The organism is Actinoplanes sp. URMC 104, assembly GCF_051386375.1.
GTDB lineage: Bacteria > Actinomycetota > Actinomycetes > Mycobacteriales > Micromonosporaceae > Actinoplanes.
On the sequence record NZ_JBPQTO010000002.1, the window covers coordinates 548,326 to 565,425 of the forward strand.

At 74.2% G+C, this 17,100-nt stretch carries 17 protein-coding genes; 8 read left to right on the forward strand and 9 right to left on the reverse strand.

The features are described 5' to 3' along the window. Positions 1-50: 50 nt before the first annotated feature. On the reverse strand, positions 51-2,240 hold the full coding sequence (locus tag ACSNN8_RS03505) for a molybdopterin-dependent oxidoreductase (RefSeq protein WP_436646927.1): 2,190 nt from the start codon (positions 2,238-2,240) through the stop codon (positions 51-53). Positions 2,241-2,311: 71 nt separating this feature from the next. On the opposite strand from ACSNN8_RS03505, the gene ACSNN8_RS03510 reads away from it, so the two are divergent. After that, positions 2,312-2,893, forward strand: a complete 582-nt coding sequence (locus ACSNN8_RS03510) for an NADPH-dependent FMN reductase (protein WP_436646928.1) — start codon at positions 2,312-2,314, stop codon at positions 2,891-2,893. 64 nt (positions 2,894-2,957) lie between these two features. Here the strand turns inward: ACSNN8_RS03510 and ACSNN8_RS03515 are convergent, their stop codons facing one another. After that, positions 2,958-4,604, reverse strand: coding sequence for a S8 family peptidase (locus tag ACSNN8_RS03515; RefSeq protein ID WP_436646929.1), 1,647 nt, complete (start codon positions 4,602-4,604; stop codon positions 2,958-2,960). A gap of 136 nt (positions 4,605-4,740) precedes the next feature. Here ACSNN8_RS03515 and ACSNN8_RS03520 point away from each other — a divergent pair, with 136 nt between their 5' ends. From ACSNN8_RS03520 to ACSNN8_RS03530, 3 genes are all read left to right on the forward strand, one after another. Then, positions 4,741-4,863 carry a ribosomal protein bL36 gene (locus ACSNN8_RS03520; RefSeq protein ID WP_436646930.1) on the forward strand — a complete coding sequence of 41 codons (123 nt, stop codon included), beginning with the start codon at positions 4,741-4,743 and terminating at the stop codon, positions 4,861-4,863. Between the two features lie 147 nt (positions 4,864-5,010). Then, the gene (locus ACSNN8_RS03525) at positions 5,011-6,348 is read left to right on the forward strand and encodes a hypothetical protein (protein WP_436646931.1); all 1,338 of its coding nucleotides are present in this window, start codon (positions 5,011-5,013) and stop codon (positions 6,346-6,348) included. Between the two features lie 16 nt (positions 6,349-6,364). Further along, positions 6,365-6,895, forward strand: a complete 531-nt coding sequence (locus ACSNN8_RS03530; protein WP_436646932.1) for a dihydrofolate reductase family protein — start codon at positions 6,365-6,367, stop codon at positions 6,893-6,895. 6 nt (positions 6,896-6,901) lie between these two features. Here ACSNN8_RS03530 and ACSNN8_RS03535 read toward each other — a convergent pair whose 3' ends face one another. Further along, positions 6,902-7,570: a TetR/AcrR family transcriptional regulator gene (locus ACSNN8_RS03535; protein ID WP_436646933.1), complete on the reverse strand. Its 669-nt coding sequence runs from the start codon at positions 7,568-7,570 to the stop codon at positions 6,902-6,904. A gap of 65 nt (positions 7,571-7,635) precedes the next feature. Here ACSNN8_RS03535 and ACSNN8_RS03540 point away from each other — a divergent pair, with 65 nt between their 5' ends. Next, positions 7,636-8,520 (forward strand): alpha/beta fold hydrolase, encoded by an 885-nt coding sequence (locus tag ACSNN8_RS03540; protein WP_436646934.1) that lies wholly within the window; start codon positions 7,636-7,638, stop codon positions 8,518-8,520. Positions 8,521-8,529: 9 nt separating this feature from the next. On the opposite strand, the gene ACSNN8_RS03545 is transcribed toward ACSNN8_RS03540, so the two are convergent. From ACSNN8_RS03545 to ACSNN8_RS03555, 3 genes are read right to left on the reverse strand one after another with little or no spacing between them, the layout of a single operon-like run. Next, complete coding sequence (locus tag ACSNN8_RS03545) at positions 8,530-9,630, reverse strand: XdhC family protein (RefSeq protein ID WP_436646935.1); 1,101 nt, start codon at positions 9,628-9,630, stop codon at positions 8,530-8,532. After that, on the reverse strand, positions 9,623-10,189 hold the full coding sequence (locus ACSNN8_RS03550; RefSeq protein WP_436646936.1) for a nucleotidyltransferase family protein: 567 nt from the start codon (positions 10,187-10,189) through the stop codon (positions 9,623-9,625). Before ACSNN8_RS03550 ends, ACSNN8_RS03545 begins: the two co-directional genes overlap by 8 nt. Before the next feature lie 47 nt (positions 10,190-10,236). Further along, positions 10,237-12,303, reverse strand: coding sequence for a M14 family zinc carboxypeptidase (locus tag ACSNN8_RS03555; protein WP_436646937.1), 2,067 nt, complete (start codon positions 12,301-12,303; stop codon positions 10,237-10,239). Positions 12,304-12,441: 138 nt separating this feature from the next. On the opposite strand from ACSNN8_RS03555, the gene ACSNN8_RS03560 reads away from it, so the two are divergent. From ACSNN8_RS03560 to ACSNN8_RS03570, 3 genes are all read left to right on the forward strand, one after another. Continuing rightward, positions 12,442-13,002 carry a hypothetical protein gene (locus tag ACSNN8_RS03560; RefSeq protein WP_436646938.1) on the forward strand — a complete coding sequence of 187 codons (561 nt, stop codon included), beginning with the start codon at positions 12,442-12,444 and terminating at the stop codon, positions 13,000-13,002. 99 nt (positions 13,003-13,101) lie between these two features. Further along, positions 13,102-14,157: an RNA ligase RtcB family protein gene (locus ACSNN8_RS03565; protein ID WP_436646939.1), complete on the forward strand. Its 1,056-nt coding sequence runs from the start codon at positions 13,102-13,104 to the stop codon at positions 14,155-14,157. Beyond that, entirely contained in the window at positions 14,154-14,801 is a 648-nt protein-coding gene (locus tag ACSNN8_RS03570; protein WP_436646940.1) for a peptide chain release factor-like protein, read from the forward strand. Before ACSNN8_RS03565 ends, ACSNN8_RS03570 begins: the two co-directional genes overlap by 4 nt. Here ACSNN8_RS03570 and ACSNN8_RS03575 read toward each other — a convergent pair. The 3 genes from ACSNN8_RS03575 to ACSNN8_RS03585 form a co-directional block, all read right to left on the reverse strand. Then, positions 14,746-15,483: a dienelactone hydrolase family protein gene (locus ACSNN8_RS03575; protein ID WP_436646941.1), complete on the reverse strand. Its 738-nt coding sequence runs from the start codon at positions 15,481-15,483 to the stop codon at positions 14,746-14,748. The genes ACSNN8_RS03570 and ACSNN8_RS03575 overlap by 56 nt on opposite strands. Positions 15,484-15,547: 64 nt before the next feature. Next, on the reverse strand, positions 15,548-16,744 hold the full coding sequence (locus tag ACSNN8_RS03580; protein WP_436646942.1) for an RNA polymerase sigma factor: 1,197 nt from the start codon (positions 16,742-16,744) through the stop codon (positions 15,548-15,550). Then, complete coding sequence (locus ACSNN8_RS03585; protein ID WP_436646943.1) at positions 16,741-17,082, reverse strand: YciI family protein; 342 nt, start codon at positions 17,080-17,082, stop codon at positions 16,741-16,743. The genes ACSNN8_RS03580 and ACSNN8_RS03585 overlap by 4 nt, the downstream gene beginning before the upstream one ends. Between the last annotated feature and the right edge of the window lie 18 nt (positions 17,083-17,100).

Here is a 17,100-nt window from a genome sequence, read left to right on the forward strand (position 1 = left end):
GCTCCCTCCGGTAACGGCGGGAACAATATATCTCCTATCTGCTAGATAGGTTAAGACCCGACCGGCGGGTCGTACGCTTTCACCGGCGGGGGCGACCCCTCGAAGCGGGTGATCTCGACCCTGGTCACCTGGCCCGTGCAGCCCTGCGCCAGCCGCGACGTGCCGATGTCCGCGGTCAGCGCGTTGGGGTTGCCGTGCACGCAGGTCGCCACCGAGGGCGCCGACGCGTCCCACCATGCGCCCGTGGAGAGTTGCGCCACACCCGGCATGCAGTCCTCGCTGAGCACCGCGCCGGCCAGCACGCTGCCGTGGTCGTTGTGCAGCCGCACCACGTCGCCGTCCGCGATCCCGCGGGCCGCCGCGTCCGCCGGGTGCAGGCGCACCGGCTCGCGGCCCGACCGCTTCGCCGCCTGCGAGAACCCGCCCATGTCGAGCTGCGAGTGCAGCCGCGTGCCCGGCTGGTTGCAGATCAGGACCAGGGCGTACGCGTCCTCGCGCGGCGCCAGGAAGACCGGGTGGCCGGGGCACTCCTCGTACCCGAAGCCCGCCACGGTCGACGAGAACAGCTCGATCCGGCCGCTCGGCGTGTCCAGCGGCCGCCCGTCCCGGAAGTCGGCGAACAGCACCGTGTCGTCGCGCCGCCCCGGCGTCTCCATCTCGCCGTCGGCCCAGAACTGGTCGAACGGCTTCTTGGGCTCGGCCCGCCAGCGGTCGTAGAGGTGGCGCAGCCACTGCTCGCTGCTGCGCCCCTGGGTGAACGCGTCGGCGTAGCCCAGCCGGGCGGCCAGCGCGGCGAAGATGTCGTACTCGTCGCGCGCCTCGGCGTACGGCTCGGCGGCCCGCTGCATCGCGATCAGGTGCGTGTCGCCGTGGCCGATGCCCAGGTCGTCGCGCTCGAGCGTGGTGGTCACCGGCAGCACGATGTCGGCGTGGCGGGCGGTCGCGGTCCAGAACGGCTCGTGCACGATCACCGTCTCGGGACGCTGGAACGCCCGGCGCAGACGGGTCAGGTCCTGGTGGTGGTGGAACGGGTTGCCCCCGGCCCAGTAGACGAGCTTGACGTCGGGATAGGTGTGCCGGGCGCCGTCGTAGTCGAACTGCTCCCCCGGGTGCAGCAGCAGGTCGGCGATCCGGGCCACCGGGATGAAGTCGGTGACCGGGTTCATCACCTGCGGAAAGGTCGGCAGCCCGTACGGCAGGTAGCCGCCGCCGACCCCGCCGGTGGAGCCGTGGCCGTGCCCGAAGCCGCCGCCCGGCAGGCCGATCTGCCCGAGCACCGCGGCGAGCGCGATGCCCGCCCACAGGGGCTGCTCGCCGTACCGGGCCCGCTGCAGTGACCAGCTGACCGTGACGAGGGTGCGGCCGGCCGCCATCCGCCGGGCGAGGTCGACAATCGCGCCGGGGGCGATGCCGCAGATCTCCGCGGCCCGGCCGGGCGGCATGTCGGAGATCTCGGCCAGGAACCGGTCGCCGCCCACCGTGCAGCGCTCGAGGAAGTCCAGGTCGGCGTTGCCGTCCGCCACCAGCTGGTGGGCCAGCGCGAACATCAGCGCGACGTCGGTGCCGGGCCGGATCGGCAGCCACTCCCCCTTGTCCGCCGGGACGTCGTCGCGCAGCGGGGAGATCGACACGACCCGGGCGTGGCTGCGTGACAGGTGCGACAGCGTGGTGTGGGTGGCGCGCCCGCCCGGCGTGACCCGCATGGTCTCGGGCCGCAGCCCGCCGAACGCGATGATCAGGTCGGTGTGCTCGGCGATCACCGGCCAGTCGGTGCCCTGCCACAGCAGCCCGTTGGCCGCGCGCCGGCCCACGATGTGCGGCAGCACCACCTCGGAGGCGCCCACGCTGTAGGTGTTGCGCGAGCGCGTGAACCCGCCGCCGAGGCTCAGGAACCGGTGCAGCTGCGACTGCGCGTGGTGGAACCGGCCCGCGCTGGCCCACCCGTACGACCCGCCGAAGATCGCGCTGTCGCCGTGCCGCTCCCGCGTGTCGCGCAGCGCCGCGGCCGCCAGGTCGAGCGCGTCGTCCCAGGAGACCTCCTCGTACGCGTCGTAGCCGCGCCCCGCCGACCGCCGCCGGATCGACGGCCGCGCCACCCGCGAGCGGTGCCGCTGCGCCCCGGCTATGTTGCCCAGAAGCGGGGCCGGATCGGGGTCGCCCGGCCGCGGGGTGACCTCGCCGGTGGCGCGGGAGACCCGGAAGGCGCCCCAGTGCGAGCTGCTGCTCCATGCGTCGGCCATTGCCCGAGCTTAAGTTGCCCCATAACCTGTAGGCGCAGTAGGAAATCCGCGCGAATCCCGAGGGAGAACTGATGACGCAGTACGTCGTCGTGTCCGGCAACCCCCGTCCCGGCTCACGGACGTCGACGCTGGCCGTCGCGGTCGGCGAGGCGCTGGTGAGGGCGGAGGGCCGTCCACAGGAGGAAGCTCCTGTGGACGACGCCGCCCCCGGAGCCGCCGATGAGGTAGCGTCGGCGCCCCCGGGTGGGTGGGGGGTAGGGACGGCCACACCGCGATCTTGGACGAAGATCGAAGTCGGCGAGCTCGGCGCGGGGCTGCTCACGCCGGGCGACGAGGCGACCGCGGCGGCCGTGGCGGCGCTGCAGCAGGCCGACGTGCTGGTGGTGGCGACGCCGACCTACAAGGGCAGCTACACCGGGGTGCTCAAGGTGCTGTTCGACCAGCTGCCCGCGCGGGCGCTGGCCGGCAAGCGGGCCGTGCCGGTGGTGACGGCGGGGGTGGCGCCGCAGGCCGCGGCGGCGGAGGCGCTGCTGCGCCAGCTGCTCACCGAGCTGGGCGCCGACGTGGCGCCGGGCCTGCCGGTGGTGGAGGCCGACCTGCCGGAGTCGGCCGCGATCGCCGAGAAGTACGCGTCGGCGTTCCACACACCCTGACAGCGGGACCCGGACGGCGAACGTCCCGCCCGGCATCTGCCGAGCGGGACGCAAGTGCCTACCGTCAAGCCACGTCGAGGGTCAGGGTCCGTACGGCACGGGTGCCCCACCCGTCGGTGAACGCGACCGCGAAGGTGGCGCTCCCCGCGGTGGCCGGCCAGCCCTCGAGGTGCCCGCCCGGGCTCAGCGTCAACCCGTCCGGCAGGCTGCCCGACTCCAGCGACCAGGTTCCCGCCCGGCCGTCGGCGACGGCGAGCTGCTGCTCGTAGTAGGCGCCGGAGGTGGCCGGCGCGACAGCGGTGGTGCTGATCACGGGCGTGGTCCTGCGGACGGTCACGGTCAGCGTGCGGGTGGTCGTGCGGGGCACGTAGTCGGTGAAGCGCACGGTGACGGTGGCGGAGCCGGGGCCGGTCGGCTTGCCGGTGATGGTGCCGCTGGGCCAGAGCGTGAGACCCGTGGGGAGCTTGCCCGCGGCCACGGTCCAGGTGCCGGTGCGGCTTGCCTTGAGGGTCAATTTCCCGGTGTACGCCTGACCGGCGGTCACGGTCAGCGCGGAGCTCGTGATGACCGGCGCGGCCGGCGGCTTCGGGACGAACAGCAGGCGGTTGGGGGAGCCCCTGAGGTCCTTGACCTTGCCGGTGGTGGCGTTCTTGACCAGGTAGTTGCGCACCTGCGCGGGGGTCATGGCGGGCGCGGCGTCCAGCGCGAGCGCGGCCGCGCCGGCCACGTGCGGGGAGGCCATGGACGTGCCGCTGGCGACGGCGGTGGCGTAGTCGCCGCCGTAGTAGTCGGAGCGGATGTTGACGCCGGGCGCGAACAGGTCGACCACGGGCCCGTAGTTGGAGAACGAGGCGCGGCGGTCGGTGCTGCCACTGGCGCCCACGGTGATCGCGGCGACGAGGCCGGCCGGGCTCATCCGGCCCGCGCTGACGTTCTCGTTGCCGGCGGCCACCACGTACGTGACCCCGGAGTTGATGGAGCGCTGCACGGCGGCGTTGAGCGAGGCGCTGTACGTGCCGCCCATGCTCATGTTCGCGACGGCGGGCTTCACGGCGTGCGCGGTCACCCAGTTCACGCCGCTGATGACCGCCGAGAGCGTGCCCTCGCCCTCGCAGTCGAGCACGCGCACGGCGACCAGCTGCACCTTCTTGGCGACGCCGAACACCGTGCCGCCGATCGTGCCGGCCACGTGGGTGCCGTGCCCGTTGCAGTCGTCGGCGGCGGTGGTGCCGGTGAGGGCGTCGTAGCCGTAGGAGGCGCGCCCGCCGAAGTCGGCGTGCGAGATGCGGATGCCGGTGTCCAGCACGTACGCGTGCACCGCGCTGCCGTCGTCGGTGGGCGTGTAGCTCTTGGAGGCCTTCACCGGGCGCTGGTCGATGCGGTCCAGACCCCACGGCGGGTTCTTCTGCGTGCCCTGGATCGTCAGCACCCGGTCCTGCTCGACGAAGCGGACGTCCGGGTCCGCGGCCAGCCGGCGCGCCTGCACGGCTGTCATGTCAGCGACATAGGTGCTGCCGCCGTCGACCGACATCGCCGCGGCGTCGCCGGTGAGCGGCTTGCTGAGCGTCACGACATAGCGGCCCGGGATCGCACCCGGGGCGCCCGCGCCGAGGACGGTGCCCTCCTCGAGGGCGGCCTGAGCCGGGACGGCGGTGCCGGTGAGGACGACGGCGGCGGTGGCGGCCGCGGTGGCCAGGTGGCGCATACGCATGGCCGCCTCATCGGATCCGCGCTGGTCAGCATGAGGAAAGCGCCGCGACGAAACGCGGAAATACCGGCTTTGCTCCGGGCGTTACCTCCCACGCGACCGGCGAAAGCCATCGCCGGCGCACGAGAGGGGCACCCCCATGAAGGTCCGGAACTCGCTGCGGTCGCTGAAGAGCAAGCCCGGCAGCGTGGTCACTCGCCGTCGCGGCCGGCTGGTCGTCATCAACCGCAAGAACCCGCGCTGGAACGGCCGTCAGGGTTGAGACAGCACGGATTGCGGGACGCGAGCGGCGAACCGCGATAACCTTGATCTGCAACGGCCGGAGTCCCGCCGCCACGGGGCTCCGGCTTTTTCCTGCCCTGCGCCCGCCGTGCGGCGGCTTCCCGCGCGAGACGCGATACTGGCGCGCGTGATCGAGTTTCCCGCCGACGAGACCGGCCGCCGCAGCAGCGCTGCCTTCGGACGTGCCGTGGTCGCCGACGCCCTGCGAGCCGCCGACCCCGCCGCCGCCGACGCGGCCGCCGCCGAGAAGGACTGGCGGCGCGGCTACCTGCGGCACTTCCGCGCGCTGGTCTCGGCCGGGCTCTCCGACGGGTACGACATCGCGGCCGCCGGCCTCGCGTCGGCGCACGCGCGCATGCCGGTCGAGATGCCCGTGCCCGACCGGCCGTTCGAGACGCTGACCGTCGAGGGCCGCGACCGGCCCGAGGCCGAGGCCGTGGTGCCGTATCGCGGAGAGCTTCTCCGGGGGACAGCGCTGCACCGCAGGCTGGACGCTTGGGTGACCGCCGGGGTGATCGAGCCGTCGTGCGCGGAGGCGGTGCGGGAGGTCGCCGCGAACCCCGACTGGCTCGACCTGTCCGACCAGCGGCTCGTGGTGCTCGGCGCGGCGGCCGAGATGGGCCCGCTGCCCGCCGTGCTCGGCTGGGGCGGCACGGTGGTGGCGGTCGACCTGCCCGCGACGTGGGAGCGCCTCGCGGGCGCCGCCGGAGCCGGACGGCTGGTCGCGCCCGTGCTTCCCGGGCGGCCGGCGGGGGCCGACCTGCTGACCGAGCTGGGCGCGGTGGCGCACTGGCTGGACGGGCTCGGCGGGCGGCTCGTGCTCGGCAACTACGTGTATGCGCCCGGGGCGGCGTACACCCGGCTCTCGGTGGCCGTCGACGCGCTCGCCGCCCGCCTGCTCGAGCGCCGCGGAGGCGTCGCGCTCGCCTTCCTGGCCACGCCGACGGACGTGTTCGCCGTGCCGCGGGAGGCGGTCGACCAGGCGACGGCCCGCTTCCGGGCGCGGTCACGACGGGCGCGCGTCGCAGGGGCGCTGTCCGGCGGACGGCTGTTGCAGCCCAACTACGACGGGGACGCCGTCAACGACAGCCTGGTGCCGCAGCAGGGCCCGAACTACGCGCTGGCCAAGCGCCTCCAGCGCTGGCGTGCGTCGCTGGCCCGGCGCGACGGCGTGGTGAGCTTCGCCGTGGCGCCGCCCACCCGCACCCGCTCGGTCACCAGCAACCGGGCGCTGGCGGCGGCGTACGCGGGCGCCCACCTGTTCGACGTCGAGATCTTCGAGCCCGCGACCGCCAACCGGCTGATGGCGCTGCTGCTCGTGCACCAGCTGCGCAACCCGCGCCCCGCCGCGCCGGCCGCCTGGCAGGACGAGGCGGTGCTGGCGGCGCACGGCGGGCTGTGGCGCACCGCCTATCGGCCCCGGACGGCTCTGGGGCTCGCCGCGGTGCGCGGTTTCCTGCCGTGAGGGGGTACAACGAGATATGCGCAGACTCGTGGTGACCGAGAACATCACCGTCGACGGCATCATCTCGCCGCTGGGCGACTGGTTCGACCCGATGGCCGCCGACGACGAGCTGGCCGCCGTCAACGCCCGCAACGGCGCCGACTCCGACGCGTTGCTGCTCGGCCGGGTGACGTACGAGGAGTTCGCCGGCTTCTGGCCCCAGCAGGGCGGCCCGATCTCCGACTACCTCAACCAGGTCTCCAAGTACGTGGTGTCGGCCGGCCTCGGCGAGCCCGGCTGGCAGAACACCACCGTCCTGCGTGGCCGGTTGGCCGACGAGGTAGCGGCGCTCAAGGCTGCCGACGGCAAGGACATCACCGTCACCGGCAGCGCGACGCTGGTCCGCTCGCTGGTCCCGACCGGCCTGGTGGACGTCTACCGCCTGTTCGTCCACCCGGTCGTGCAGGGCCACGGCGTCCGGCTGTTCCCCGACGCCGCCCTGCGGCTGACGCCGGCCCGGACGCAGGTCTTCACCTCGGGCGTGGTCCTGCTGGAGTACACGACCTGACCGGCCTCATCCGGCGTCGGTGAGCAGTCCCCGCAGGACGCTGCGCACGGTCACCCCGAACAGGTCGCGCCGCGGCGGCGGGCCCGGCGGCCCGGAGAGCGTGGCGACCAGGTGGGGGTACGCCGCCATGTCGAGCCCGTCGAAGCTCAGCGCGGGTCCGGCGGCCTCGCTGCGCGCGAACAGCGACACCACACCGATCATCAGGGCGATCGCCTCGAACTTGGCTGCGGGCGCGGCGGGCACCGGCCGCAGGATCCCCAGGCAGTGGTCGAACCAGGCCAGGGTCTGCGGGCCGGGAGCGGTCGGCCGGGGCAGGATGTCCACCAGCCACGGATGCCTGCGGTGCAGGTCGAGCTGCCCCCGGGCGACCTCCAGCATCGCCTCCAGCCAGTCGTCGCGGGCCTGCGGGTACGGGCCCGACTGCCCCACCACCCGGTCGGCCATCAGGTCGAGCAGGTCGTCGCGCGAGGAGAGATAGCGGTAGAGCGACCCGGCGCCGGTGCCGAGCGCGGTGGCGACCGCCCGCATCGACACCGCGCCGAGGCCGTCCGCGTCCGCGATCACGATCGCCGCGGCCACGATCTCGTCCCGCGAGTGCGCGGGCGCCGGGCCGCGCAGGCCCCGGGCCGGGCGGGACCAAACCGTCTGCCGCACTGGCTCCGCGGGTGTCGTCACCGCTACACTCTAAACCGCAAACGACGTTCGCAGTTTTAGGAGAGCACAACGACGGGGAGGGCGACATGCACCAGGGCGACATGCAACAGAACGGGATGCAACAGAGCTGGACCGTGCAACGGGTGCCGACCGCCGACGGCGCCGAGATCGTGCTCCACTCCACGGGCGCCGGGCCCGGCATCATCCTCGTGCACGGCGGCGGCATCACCATCGAGACGTACCGGCGCCTGGCCCGCCGGCTGGCCGACCGGTTCGCCGTGCACCTCTACAACCGCCGCGGGCGGGCCGACGCGGCTGCGCGCGCCGAGCCCTACGACGGCGAGCAGGACATCGACGACCTGGCGACGCTGCTGGCCGCCACCGGGGCCCGCAACGTGATCGGCCACAGCAGCGGCGGCTTCATCGCGCTGCGCGCCGCCACGCGGCGGCTGCCGATCGACCGGCTCGCCCTCTACGACCCGGCGGTCCAGGTCAACGGCCTGGGCCCGTCCGCGTGGCTGCCCGCCGCGCAGGAGGCCGCACGCGCCGGCGACATCGCCCGCGCCCTGGCCATCACCGGCGCCGGCATCAACACCCACCTGGCGACGTCACGCCTGCCGCTGCGCGTCCAGGTCGCCATCGTCCGGCTGTTCCTACGCACGCCCATCGGCCGCGAGATGGGCGAGCTGCTCGCGTCCACCCTCGACGAGTCCGCGCTCATCCACCGCCACGACGGCCCGCCCGAGCAGTGGGCCGGCGTCGACGCCCAGGTGCTGCTGGCCTGCGGCGCCGACGGGCCGCCCTACTACCGGCCGACCATCGAGGCCCTGGCCCGCGTCATCCCGCACGCCCGCACCCTGGTGGTCCCGCGGGCGAGTCACGACGGGCTCAACCGCGCGCCGCAGCATCTGGTCGACGCGCTCGCCGAGTTCTTCACCGCCCCGGTCGCCTCGGAGCCGGCCGGCTCGTGAGGCCCCGGCTCAGCCGCCGGGGTGGATCCGGCCCTCGGTGGCGGTGAGCCGGGCGCCGCTGCCGCCCCAGCGCAGGGCCACGATCTCGGCGGCGATGCTGACCGCGGTCTCCTCGGGCGTACGGGCCCCGAGGTCGAGGCCCACCGGGGAGGCCAGGCGGGCGAGCTCGTCGCCGGTGAGGCCCGCCTCCTGCAGGCGCTTGGTGCGGTCGTCGTGGGTGCGGCGCGACCCCATCGCGCCGACGTAGGCGACCGGCAGCCGCAGGGCCACCTCGAGGACGGGCACGTCGAACTTCGGGTCGTGGGTGAGGACACACAGGACGGTGCGCTCGTCGATGCGGCCCGCGTCGGCCTCGGCGCGCAGATAGCGGTGCGGCCAGTCGACCACGACCTCGTCGGCGGAGGGGAAGCGGCGCGCGGTGGCGAACACCGGCCGCGCGTCGCACACGGTCACGTGATAGCCGAGGAACGAGCCGATGCGCGCGGTGGCGGCGGCGTGGTCGGTGGCGCCGAACACGAGCAGGCGCGCGGGCGGCGCGAACGAGCCGGCGAGCACGGACAGGCCCTCGCCGCGACGCTCGCCCGCCGGTCCGTAGTGCAGGACGCCGGTGCGGCCGGCCGCGAGCAGACCGCGCCCGTCGTCGGTGGCCGCGTCGTCGATGCGGTCGCTGCCGAGCGTGCCGGTGCGCCGCTCGGGCGTCAGGAGCAGGTGCCGCGCGTCCTCGAGGCGGGTGAGCAACGCGACCGGGCGGCCCCGCGCGACCGCGTCGGCGAGCTCGGGCAACTGCGGGAACGACTCCCGGTCGACGCGCTCGATCAGCAGCTCGATCGTGCCGCCGCAGGTGAGCCCCACCTCGAACGCGTCGTCGTCGCTGACGCCGAACCGGGCCGTCCGGGCCGCGCCCGTCTCGACGACCTCGCGGCACAACTCGTAGACCGCACCCTCGACGCACCCGCCCGACACGCTGCCCACGACCTCGCCGCCGGGCCCGACCACCATGGCCGCGCCGGGCTGCCGCGGCGCGCTCGACCACGTCGCCGTCACGGTGGCCAGGCCGACCGGCTCGCCCGCCTCCCACCACCGCAGCAGGCTGTCCAGCACGTCACGCATGGGGGTTCAGCTCCGGAACGTCGAGGTCGAGGTCGTCGGCCACGTCGCCGACGGGCACCACGCGTACGGCATGGGTCCTGAGATAGGCACGTGCCCCGGAATCACCGGTCGCAACCGCACGCACGCCGGCCCAGTGCGCCCGCCCCAGCACCACCGGATGGCCGCGGCGGTCCCCGTAGCCGCCCATGACCAGAGCGCTCTCCTGCGCGTACGAGACCACGCGCCGGACCGCCTCGGCGGTGACCCCGGGCATGTCGACCAGCAGCACCACCACCGCCCCGGCCGGCGTCGCCTCGAGCGCCGCCAGCCCCGCCCGCAGCGACGACCCGAGCCCCGTACGCCACTGCGGGTTGACCACGGTCGCCGGCAGGCCGGGCGCGGCCGCCCGCACCCGCTCGGCCTGCGCGCCGAGCACCACGACGCTGCGCGCGACGCCCGCCTCGGCCAGCGTGTCCGCCGCCCGCTGCACCAGAAGGCGTTCCGGGTACGGGATCAGCGCCTTGGGCATGCCGTAGCGCCGCCCCTCCCCCGCCGCGAGCACCAGCCCCGCCGTCTCCACGGGTCGAGCGTAGCGGGGCCGGTCGCCCGGCCCCGCCTCGAAAACTCCTACTGCTCGCTCGCCGCCTTGTCGCGGGCGACGCGGAGCAGCTCGACCAGCCCGCCCGCGTACTCCTGCGCCTCGGCGTGCGCCTCGTCGAACGGCGGCTGGAAGCCGACGCCCTCCCACTGCTGGGTGGCCTCGTTCCAGCGGTCGTTGCCGACCTCGAAGTCCCACGCGTCGATGCCCAGCTCGTAGTAGAGCTGGTCGGCCGAGTTGCCGGCCGCCGAGTAGAGCACGTCGGCCACCGGGCCGGTGTACGACGGCCACGTCACCGTGCCGCGCTCGGTCGCGATGGCGCCGACGATGCGCCGCGCGCTGTCGAGGAAGAACTTCTGCTCGTCGATCGACGGCCGCGGCAGCGTGACCCGGCCGTCGGCCTTGTAGGCGCCGGGCGGCCACATGAAGTAGCCGCCGTAGCTGTGCACATTCATCGCCAGCCCGATGTTGGGGTGCGCCGCGGCCAGCGCGACGACGTTGCGGCTCTCGGCCTCGGACAGCTCGGCCGTGCCCGCGTACGTGCCGGACAGGCAGTTGGCGCTCGCCCCGACGTAACCGTCGAAGTAGGACCCGACGGTGTAGTTGCGGTTGACGTCGACGCCCCACGAGTCGCGGTTGCGCGGGTCGCGCGACGCGCCGGTGCAGTGGTTGACCAGGTTCTTGCGCTGGAAGTTGAAGTCGTTGAACGAGTAGTTCGCGCCGTCCGGGTTGACCGTCGGGATCACGAACACGTCGACCGCGTCGACCAGCTCACGGGTGGCCGCGTCGGTCGCGTAGTTGGCCAGCAGCCGCTCCGCGAACTCCAGCGTCACCAGCGGGGTCGCCCACTCGCGCGCGTGCTCCTGCGAGTACGCGAGCACGCCCGGCTTCGAGCCGTCGCGCACCTTGCCGATCCGCAGCGCCTGCACCGTCCACGGGCCGCGCGGCACCTCGGTGCCCTCGAGCCCGTCGTCGAGGCGTACGGGCCCGGTCACCGGCATCGGCGCCCCGGCCGAGCCCTCCTCCACGAACGCCCGGAACCGTTGCGGGTAGCGGGCCGTGACGAACGCGGCCACGTCGTCGGTCGTGCTGATCACCTTGCCGCCCGCGTCGGTGGCGAGGCGGATCGTGAGCACGCGGTCCCGGTAGGTCGCCGACAGCGGCCGGTTCGCCGCGCCCGGGTCGACCGTGCGCACCTGCACGCCGTTCATGCCCTGGTCGCCGAACTGCACCGACTCGACCACGACCGCGACGGCGTTCGGGTCGCCGAGGTACGCCACCGCCGTACGCCGGTAGCCCTGGGTCTTGTTGGGCAGGTTGATGACGTCGACCAGCGCCGGGTACTGCCGCGCGAGCCGCCTGATCCGCGCCCGCACGTCGGTGGGCGTCATGTACGCGTCGACGAAGTCCTTCTGGTAGCCGCTGGGCGCGGGCGGCGGGGTCGCGCCCGGCCACGCCGCCGGGGTGACCGCGCGGGCCGTGCCGCCGAGGCTGGAGGTGGCCGTCACCTGCACCGGCTTGCCCGGCACCGGCTGCGGCAGCGTGTAGTGGTACTGGTACTCGCCCGCGTCCTCGAACCGCACCAGCGGGAACGACCCGGTGGCGCCGTCCGCGGTCCGCCAGGTGACGGTGATCTCGACGTCCGGGTCGTCGCTTGCCGTCGTGAACACCTGCGCCTGCAGGAACGTCCGCCCGGCGGTCGTCCACCAGTACGCCTGCTGGAAGTGCAACGTGTCGGCCTGCACCGCTCTTGTGGTGGCGAGCCGGCGGACGTCGGTCTGTCGCTGGACGACCTGCACCGGCACCGCGCCCTGCCCGGTGAGCGCCGCCAGCTGCCGGTCGTCGACCACGATGTCGACCAGCACCACGCCGTCCTGCGTGCGCGGCCGCGCCGCGAGGTCAGCGCCGCCCGCCACGAGCCGGCGCAGCGCCGCCTCGTCGGGCAGCCGGAACCGGACGAGCGCCGACTCCCCGGCCCCCAGCTCGACGCTGACGGAGGGCGCCGCCCCGGGCGCCGCCTGCGCCGGCACGGACACCGACGCGGTGATCAGAGTGAGGACGGCAGCGGCCGCCACCCATCGAGGACGAAGCGACATCGAACCCCCTGCTTCATTGAAGGATGTCGCTGTCCACCTCACCCGGCGCATAGCGACTTGTCAATCGACCTCGGCGCCGGAGGCATGGTGCGGCGACATCGGCCGAGCCCGCTAGGGTCGACGGGTGTGGGGGCCGACATGTCCGGGGTCCGGGAGCTCGACCGGCTGGTGAGCTTGCACGCCCGGGGAATGATGACGCGCGAGGAACTGGCAGCCGAGATCGCCGAGTGGGTGGCGCGCCGGCATCCCGACGGGATCCGCACAGCGTCGCGTCATCCGGATCCGGTCGTCCGGGAAGCCCTCGTCGGTGTCTTCCGGTTCCCCGCCGCCGGACCCGGTCACGAGGTCCTTCAGGCGCTGACGCGGGACGAGTCGGCCGAGGTGCGGGCGGCGGCGACGCGGATGGTGGACGATCTGACCGACCGCCACGATCGCGAGCTGGAACGCGAGGACCTGCTGGGCAACGGCTACGAGATCCGTTTCGTCCTGTCCCGGATGCGGTTGTCCCGGCGGCTGGTGAACGAGCTGCTCGCCGAGGACGACCCGCACACGGTGGCACAGCTGGCCGGCAACCCGCACCTGCCGGCCGAGGTGGTGGCCGGCCTGGTCGCGCACCCGGACCCGGAGGTCCGGCGACGGCTCGCCGGACGTGGCGACCTCACCGCCGAGCAGCTGCTCCGGCTCTCGGCCGACCCGTAATTCGGTTGTCCGCGAAGGTCCGATCCGGGAAAGTCCACGGCATGACGTACTGAGACGCCGCCGCCCCTTTCCTTTCTCTCTCTCTTCGCGGAGTCTCGTTTGTCCACCGTTCGTGTCTTTGCTTCTCCCGGCAGCTGGATCGAGTCCGACGCCCTCGCGCAGTGTGACCGGGTCGCCGCGCTCGACGGGATGGTCCACGTCGCCGGCATGCCCGATCTGCACCCGGGCAAGGGCGCGCCGATCGGCGCGGCCATGCTGTCCTCGGTGCTCTACCCGTTTCTCGTGGGGTCCGACATCGGGTGCGGCATCGCCGTGTTCCCGATCCGGCTCAAGCGGCCCGACGCCGAGCGGATCGCGGCCCGCTTCCCCGACCTCGACCGGGCACTCACCCCGGACGACGACGAATGGCCCGACGAGATCCCGGCGGGGCACACCGACAGCCTCGCCACCGTCGGGCGGGGCAACCACTTCGTCGAGCTCGCCCGGGTCGACAGCGTGCTGCGCGAGTCGCCGCTCGCGAAGGGCGACCTCGTGCTGATCGTCCACAGCGGATCCCGGGGGCTCGGCGAGAGCATCCTGCGGGCGCACACCGAGGTGCACGGCGCCGGGCCGGCCGCCGACCCCGCCGCGTACCTGAAGAGCCACGACGACGCCGTACGGTGGGGGTCGCTCAACCGGCGGCTGATGGCGCGTCGGGTCGCGCACGCGCTCGGGGCCGAGGCCGCCGAGCCGATCGTCGACGAGTGCCACAACCTGGTCGAGGTCCGCGGCGGGCTCTATCTGCACCGCAAGGGCGCGGCCCGCGGCGACGGGCGCGACGTGCTGGTCGCGGGCACGCGCGGCACGCCGTCGTACCTGGTCGCGGCGCACGCCGGAGCGGAGGCGAACTTCTCCGTCGCGCACGGCGCCGGGCGCAAGATGTCCCGCGCGGACGCGCTGAAGCGGGGCAAGGCCAAGCACACCGTGGCCGAGCTGCGGCGTACGCCGGTGGGTTCCCTGGTGGTCTGCGGCGACCGGCAGCTGCTGTTCGAGGAGGCGCCGACGGCCTACAAGCGCATCGAGCACGTGATCGCCGACCTGGTCGCGCACGACCTGGCCACGCCGGTCGCGGTGACGGTGCCGCTGGTCACCTACAAGACGCGGGGCCACCGGTGAGCGTGCACCTGCTGCTGTCGGCCGGTCGGGGGCCGCGCGAGTGCACGTGGGCCCTCGCGGAGCTGGTGCGCCGGCTCGAGACCGAGGCGGCCGCGGCCGGGCTGCGAACCGAGCGCGTGGCGACCGGCCCCGGCAACCGGTCGGTCGTCGTCCGGATCGACGGGCAGGCGGGCGATTTCGCGAACGCCTGGACGGGCACGCTGTGCTGGCAGGCGCCGAGCCCTTACCGGCCGGGCCACGGGCGCAAGAACTGGTACGTCACCTCGCAGCCCTGCAGCCTGGACGTGCCGCACACCGTGTTCCGCGAGGACGACGTCGACGTGGTCGCCACCCGCACCGGTGGCCCGGGCGGCCAGCACCGCAACAAGGCGAGCACCGCCGTGCGCGCCACCCACCGGCCGTCGGGGCTCGTCGTGGTGGTCGACACCGAGCGGCAGTTCGGGCTCAACCGGCGGATCGCGCTGCGGCTGCTGCGCGACCGTCTCGCCTCGGGCGACGCCGCCGCCGAGCGGGCCGCGGTCACGGCCCGGTGGCGGGTGCACGACGGGCTCGTCCGGGGGGACCCGGTCCGCGTCGAGCGGCCGGTGGCTACAGCGAGCGACCGCCGAGGAACGAGACCGCCTCGGCCAGCCCGAGGTCGGTGAGCTCCGGGTCGTACCGGGCGCCGACGTCGCGCATGAAGGCGTGCTCGCCTCCGGCGTACACGTGCAGTTCGAGGTCCTCGAGGCCGGCGGCGTAGAGCTCGGACACGATCCGCAGGCGCGCGTCGGCGGGCACGTGCGGGTCGCGGGAGCCGAATATGATCATCAGTTTGCCGCGGATGTCGGCGGCGCGGGCCAGCGAGCCGGCGTCGTCGGCGCCCAGCGCGCCGTTGTGCAGCCCGGTCGGATAGAAGCAGACCGTCGAGGCGACCCGCTCGTCGAAGGCCGCGCGGAAGGCCAGGTGCCCGCCGAGGCAGAAGCCCGCCGCGTGCAGCGTCGTGACGTCGGGGCGCCCGGCGAGGTAGTCGAGCACGGCGACCCGGTCCTCGTCGAACTGCGCGGTCGTCGTGGCGGCCGCGGCGCCGAGCCCGGCCTGCTTGCCGGCGTCGTCGAACTCGAGCGCCACCCCGGCGAGCTCGCCGCGCGGATAGATCTCGGGCGCGCACACCAGCAGCCCGGTCGCGGCGAGGCGGCGGCAGGTGCGCAGCGTCGACTCGGTGAGCTGGAAGATGTCGGTGTAGAGCAGCACGCCGGGCCGGTCGCCGCCGCCGTCGGGCGTGAGCACCTTGGCGCGGATCTCGTGGCCCGCGCCGGCGATCCGGACGTCTTCCTCGTGCACCTTCATGCCGATGCACCCTAGCGGCAAGCCGGTCCCGTACGCCGGACCGTGCCCCGGCAGCGGCGCGTCCTCAGCCGAGGCGGCCGCGCAGAAAGGCGCGCTCGGTCTCGTTGTCGGTCAGCGCCAGCGCCTCCTCGTAGGCGGCCGCGGCCTCGGCACTGCGGCCCAGCCGGCGCAGGAAGTCGGCGCGGACGGCGGCGAGATAGCCGTACGTCGCCAGGGCCGGCTCGGACAGCAGCGGCTCCAGCGCGTCGAGCCCGGCCCGGGGGCCGTCGCGGAAGCCGATCGCCACGGCCCGGTTGAGCGCCACCACCGGGGAGCCGCCGGTGAGGCGCAGCAGCACGTCGTACAGCCCGGCGATCTCCGACCAGTCGGTCGCCTCCCATGACGGCGCCTCGGCGTGCACGGCGGCGATGGCGGCCTCGACCGCGAACCGCGTGGGGGCGTGCCGGCGCAGCGAGCCGGTCAGCAGCGCCACGCCCTCGGCGATCTGGGCGTGGTTCCACAGGGTGCGGTCCTGGTCGGCGAGCAGCACCAGGCGGCCGTCGGGGGCGACGCGGGCGGCCGCGCGGGCGTCGTTGAGCAGCAGCAGCGCCAGCAGCGCGGCGACCGGCGCCGAGCGGGGCATGAGCAGGTGCAGGGTCCGGGCCAGGCTCAGGGCGCCCGCCGTGAGGTCGCCGCGCATCAGGGCGGGGCCGACCGGCGCGGTGTGGCCGGTGGTGAAGAGCAGGTGGACGACCTCCAGCACCGGCTCGAGCCGGTCGGCTAGCTCGTCGGGCGCCGGGACCCGGTACGGGATGCGGGCGGTGGCGATCTTCTTCTTGGCGCGCGTGATCCGGGCCGCCATCGTGGCCTCGGAGACCAGGAAGGCGCGCGCCACCTCGGCCGTCGACAGGCCGCAGACCAGCCGGGCGGTGAGCGCCACCTGGTTCTCGCGCGACAACGCCGGGTGGCAGCAGGTGAAGATCAGCCGCAGGCGGTCGTCCGCCTCCGGCGGCGACACCACGAGCTGGGGCAGGCGGCGGTGCAGCGCCGCCTCGCGCCGCAGCACGTCGAGCGCCCGGTTGCGCGCCACCGAGGTGAGCCACGCCCCCGGCCGCTCCGGCACGCCGTCGCGCGGCCAGACCGCCAGGGCCCGGGCGTACGCGTCCTGGGTGCACTCCTCGGCGAGGTCCAGGTCGCGGGTGAGCTGGGCCGTGGTCGCCAGCACCTGTGCCCAGTCGCGGCGGTGGGCCAGCTCCACCGCCGCGACGACGTCCGTGCTCATCCGTGGTCGACGACCGGCCGGATCTCGACCCCGGTGTGCCCGGCGTGCACCTCGGGCAGCAGCTTCGCCAGCGCCAGCACCTCGTCGAGGTCGGCCGCCTCGAGCAGGTAGAAGCCGCCGAGCACCTCCTTGGTCTCGAGGAACGGCCCGTCCGAGGTGACCGCGCCGCGCAGCGTGGTGGCCGTCGCCGGGCCCTCGAGCTGCTGGCCGCCGACGACGCGGGCGCCCGCCGCGGCGCGGAACTGCTCGTGCCCGGCGTGGTTGGCCTCCCACTCCTGGTCGGTCATCGCGTCCCAGCGGGCCGGGTCGCCGTAGATCAGCAGGGTGTACTTCGCCATCTCGATTCCTTCCGTTCT

What these genes read in the sequence shown, in the direction of transcription:
- ACSNN8_RS03555 (WP_436646937.1), bottom strand. Translation starts at nt 12,303, where the DNA reads ATGTCGCTTCGTCCTCGATGGGTGGCGGCCGCTGCCGTCCTCACTCTG.
- ACSNN8_RS03540 (WP_436646934.1), top strand. Translation starts at nt 7,636, where the DNA reads ATGCACCAGGGCGACATGCAACAGAACGGGATGCAACAGAGCTGGACC.
- ACSNN8_RS03585 (WP_436646943.1), bottom strand. Translation starts at nt 17,082, where the DNA reads ATGGCGAAGTACACCCTGCTGATCTACGGCGACCCGGCCCGCTGGGAC.
- ACSNN8_RS03580 (WP_436646942.1), bottom strand. Translation starts at nt 16,744, where the DNA reads ATGAGCACGGACGTCGTCGCGGCGGTGGAGCTGGCCCACCGCCGCGAC.
- ACSNN8_RS03545 (WP_436646935.1), bottom strand. Translation starts at nt 9,630, where the DNA reads ATGCGTGACGTGCTGGACAGCCTGCTGCGGTGGTGGGAGGCGGGCGAG.
- ACSNN8_RS03520 (WP_436646930.1), top strand. Translation starts at nt 4,741, where the DNA reads ATGAAGGTCCGGAACTCGCTGCGGTCGCTGAAGAGCAAGCCCGGCAGC.
- ACSNN8_RS03575 (WP_436646941.1), bottom strand. Translation starts at nt 15,483, where the DNA reads ATGAAGGTGCACGAGGAAGACGTCCGGATCGCCGGCGCGGGCCACGAG.
- ACSNN8_RS03510 (WP_436646928.1), top strand. Translation starts at nt 2,312, where the DNA reads ATGACGCAGTACGTCGTCGTGTCCGGCAACCCCCGTCCCGGCTCACGG.
- ACSNN8_RS03560 (WP_436646938.1), top strand. Translation starts at nt 12,442, where the DNA reads ATGTCCGGGGTCCGGGAGCTCGACCGGCTGGTGAGCTTGCACGCCCGG.
- ACSNN8_RS03515 (WP_436646929.1), bottom strand. Translation starts at nt 4,604, where the DNA reads ATGCGTATGCGCCACCTGGCCACCGCGGCCGCCACCGCCGCCGTCGTC.
- ACSNN8_RS03505 (WP_436646927.1), bottom strand. Translation starts at nt 2,240, where the DNA reads ATGGCCGACGCATGGAGCAGCAGCTCGCACTGGGGCGCCTTCCGGGTC.
- ACSNN8_RS03530 (WP_436646932.1), top strand. Translation starts at nt 6,365, where the DNA reads ATGCGCAGACTCGTGGTGACCGAGAACATCACCGTCGACGGCATCATC.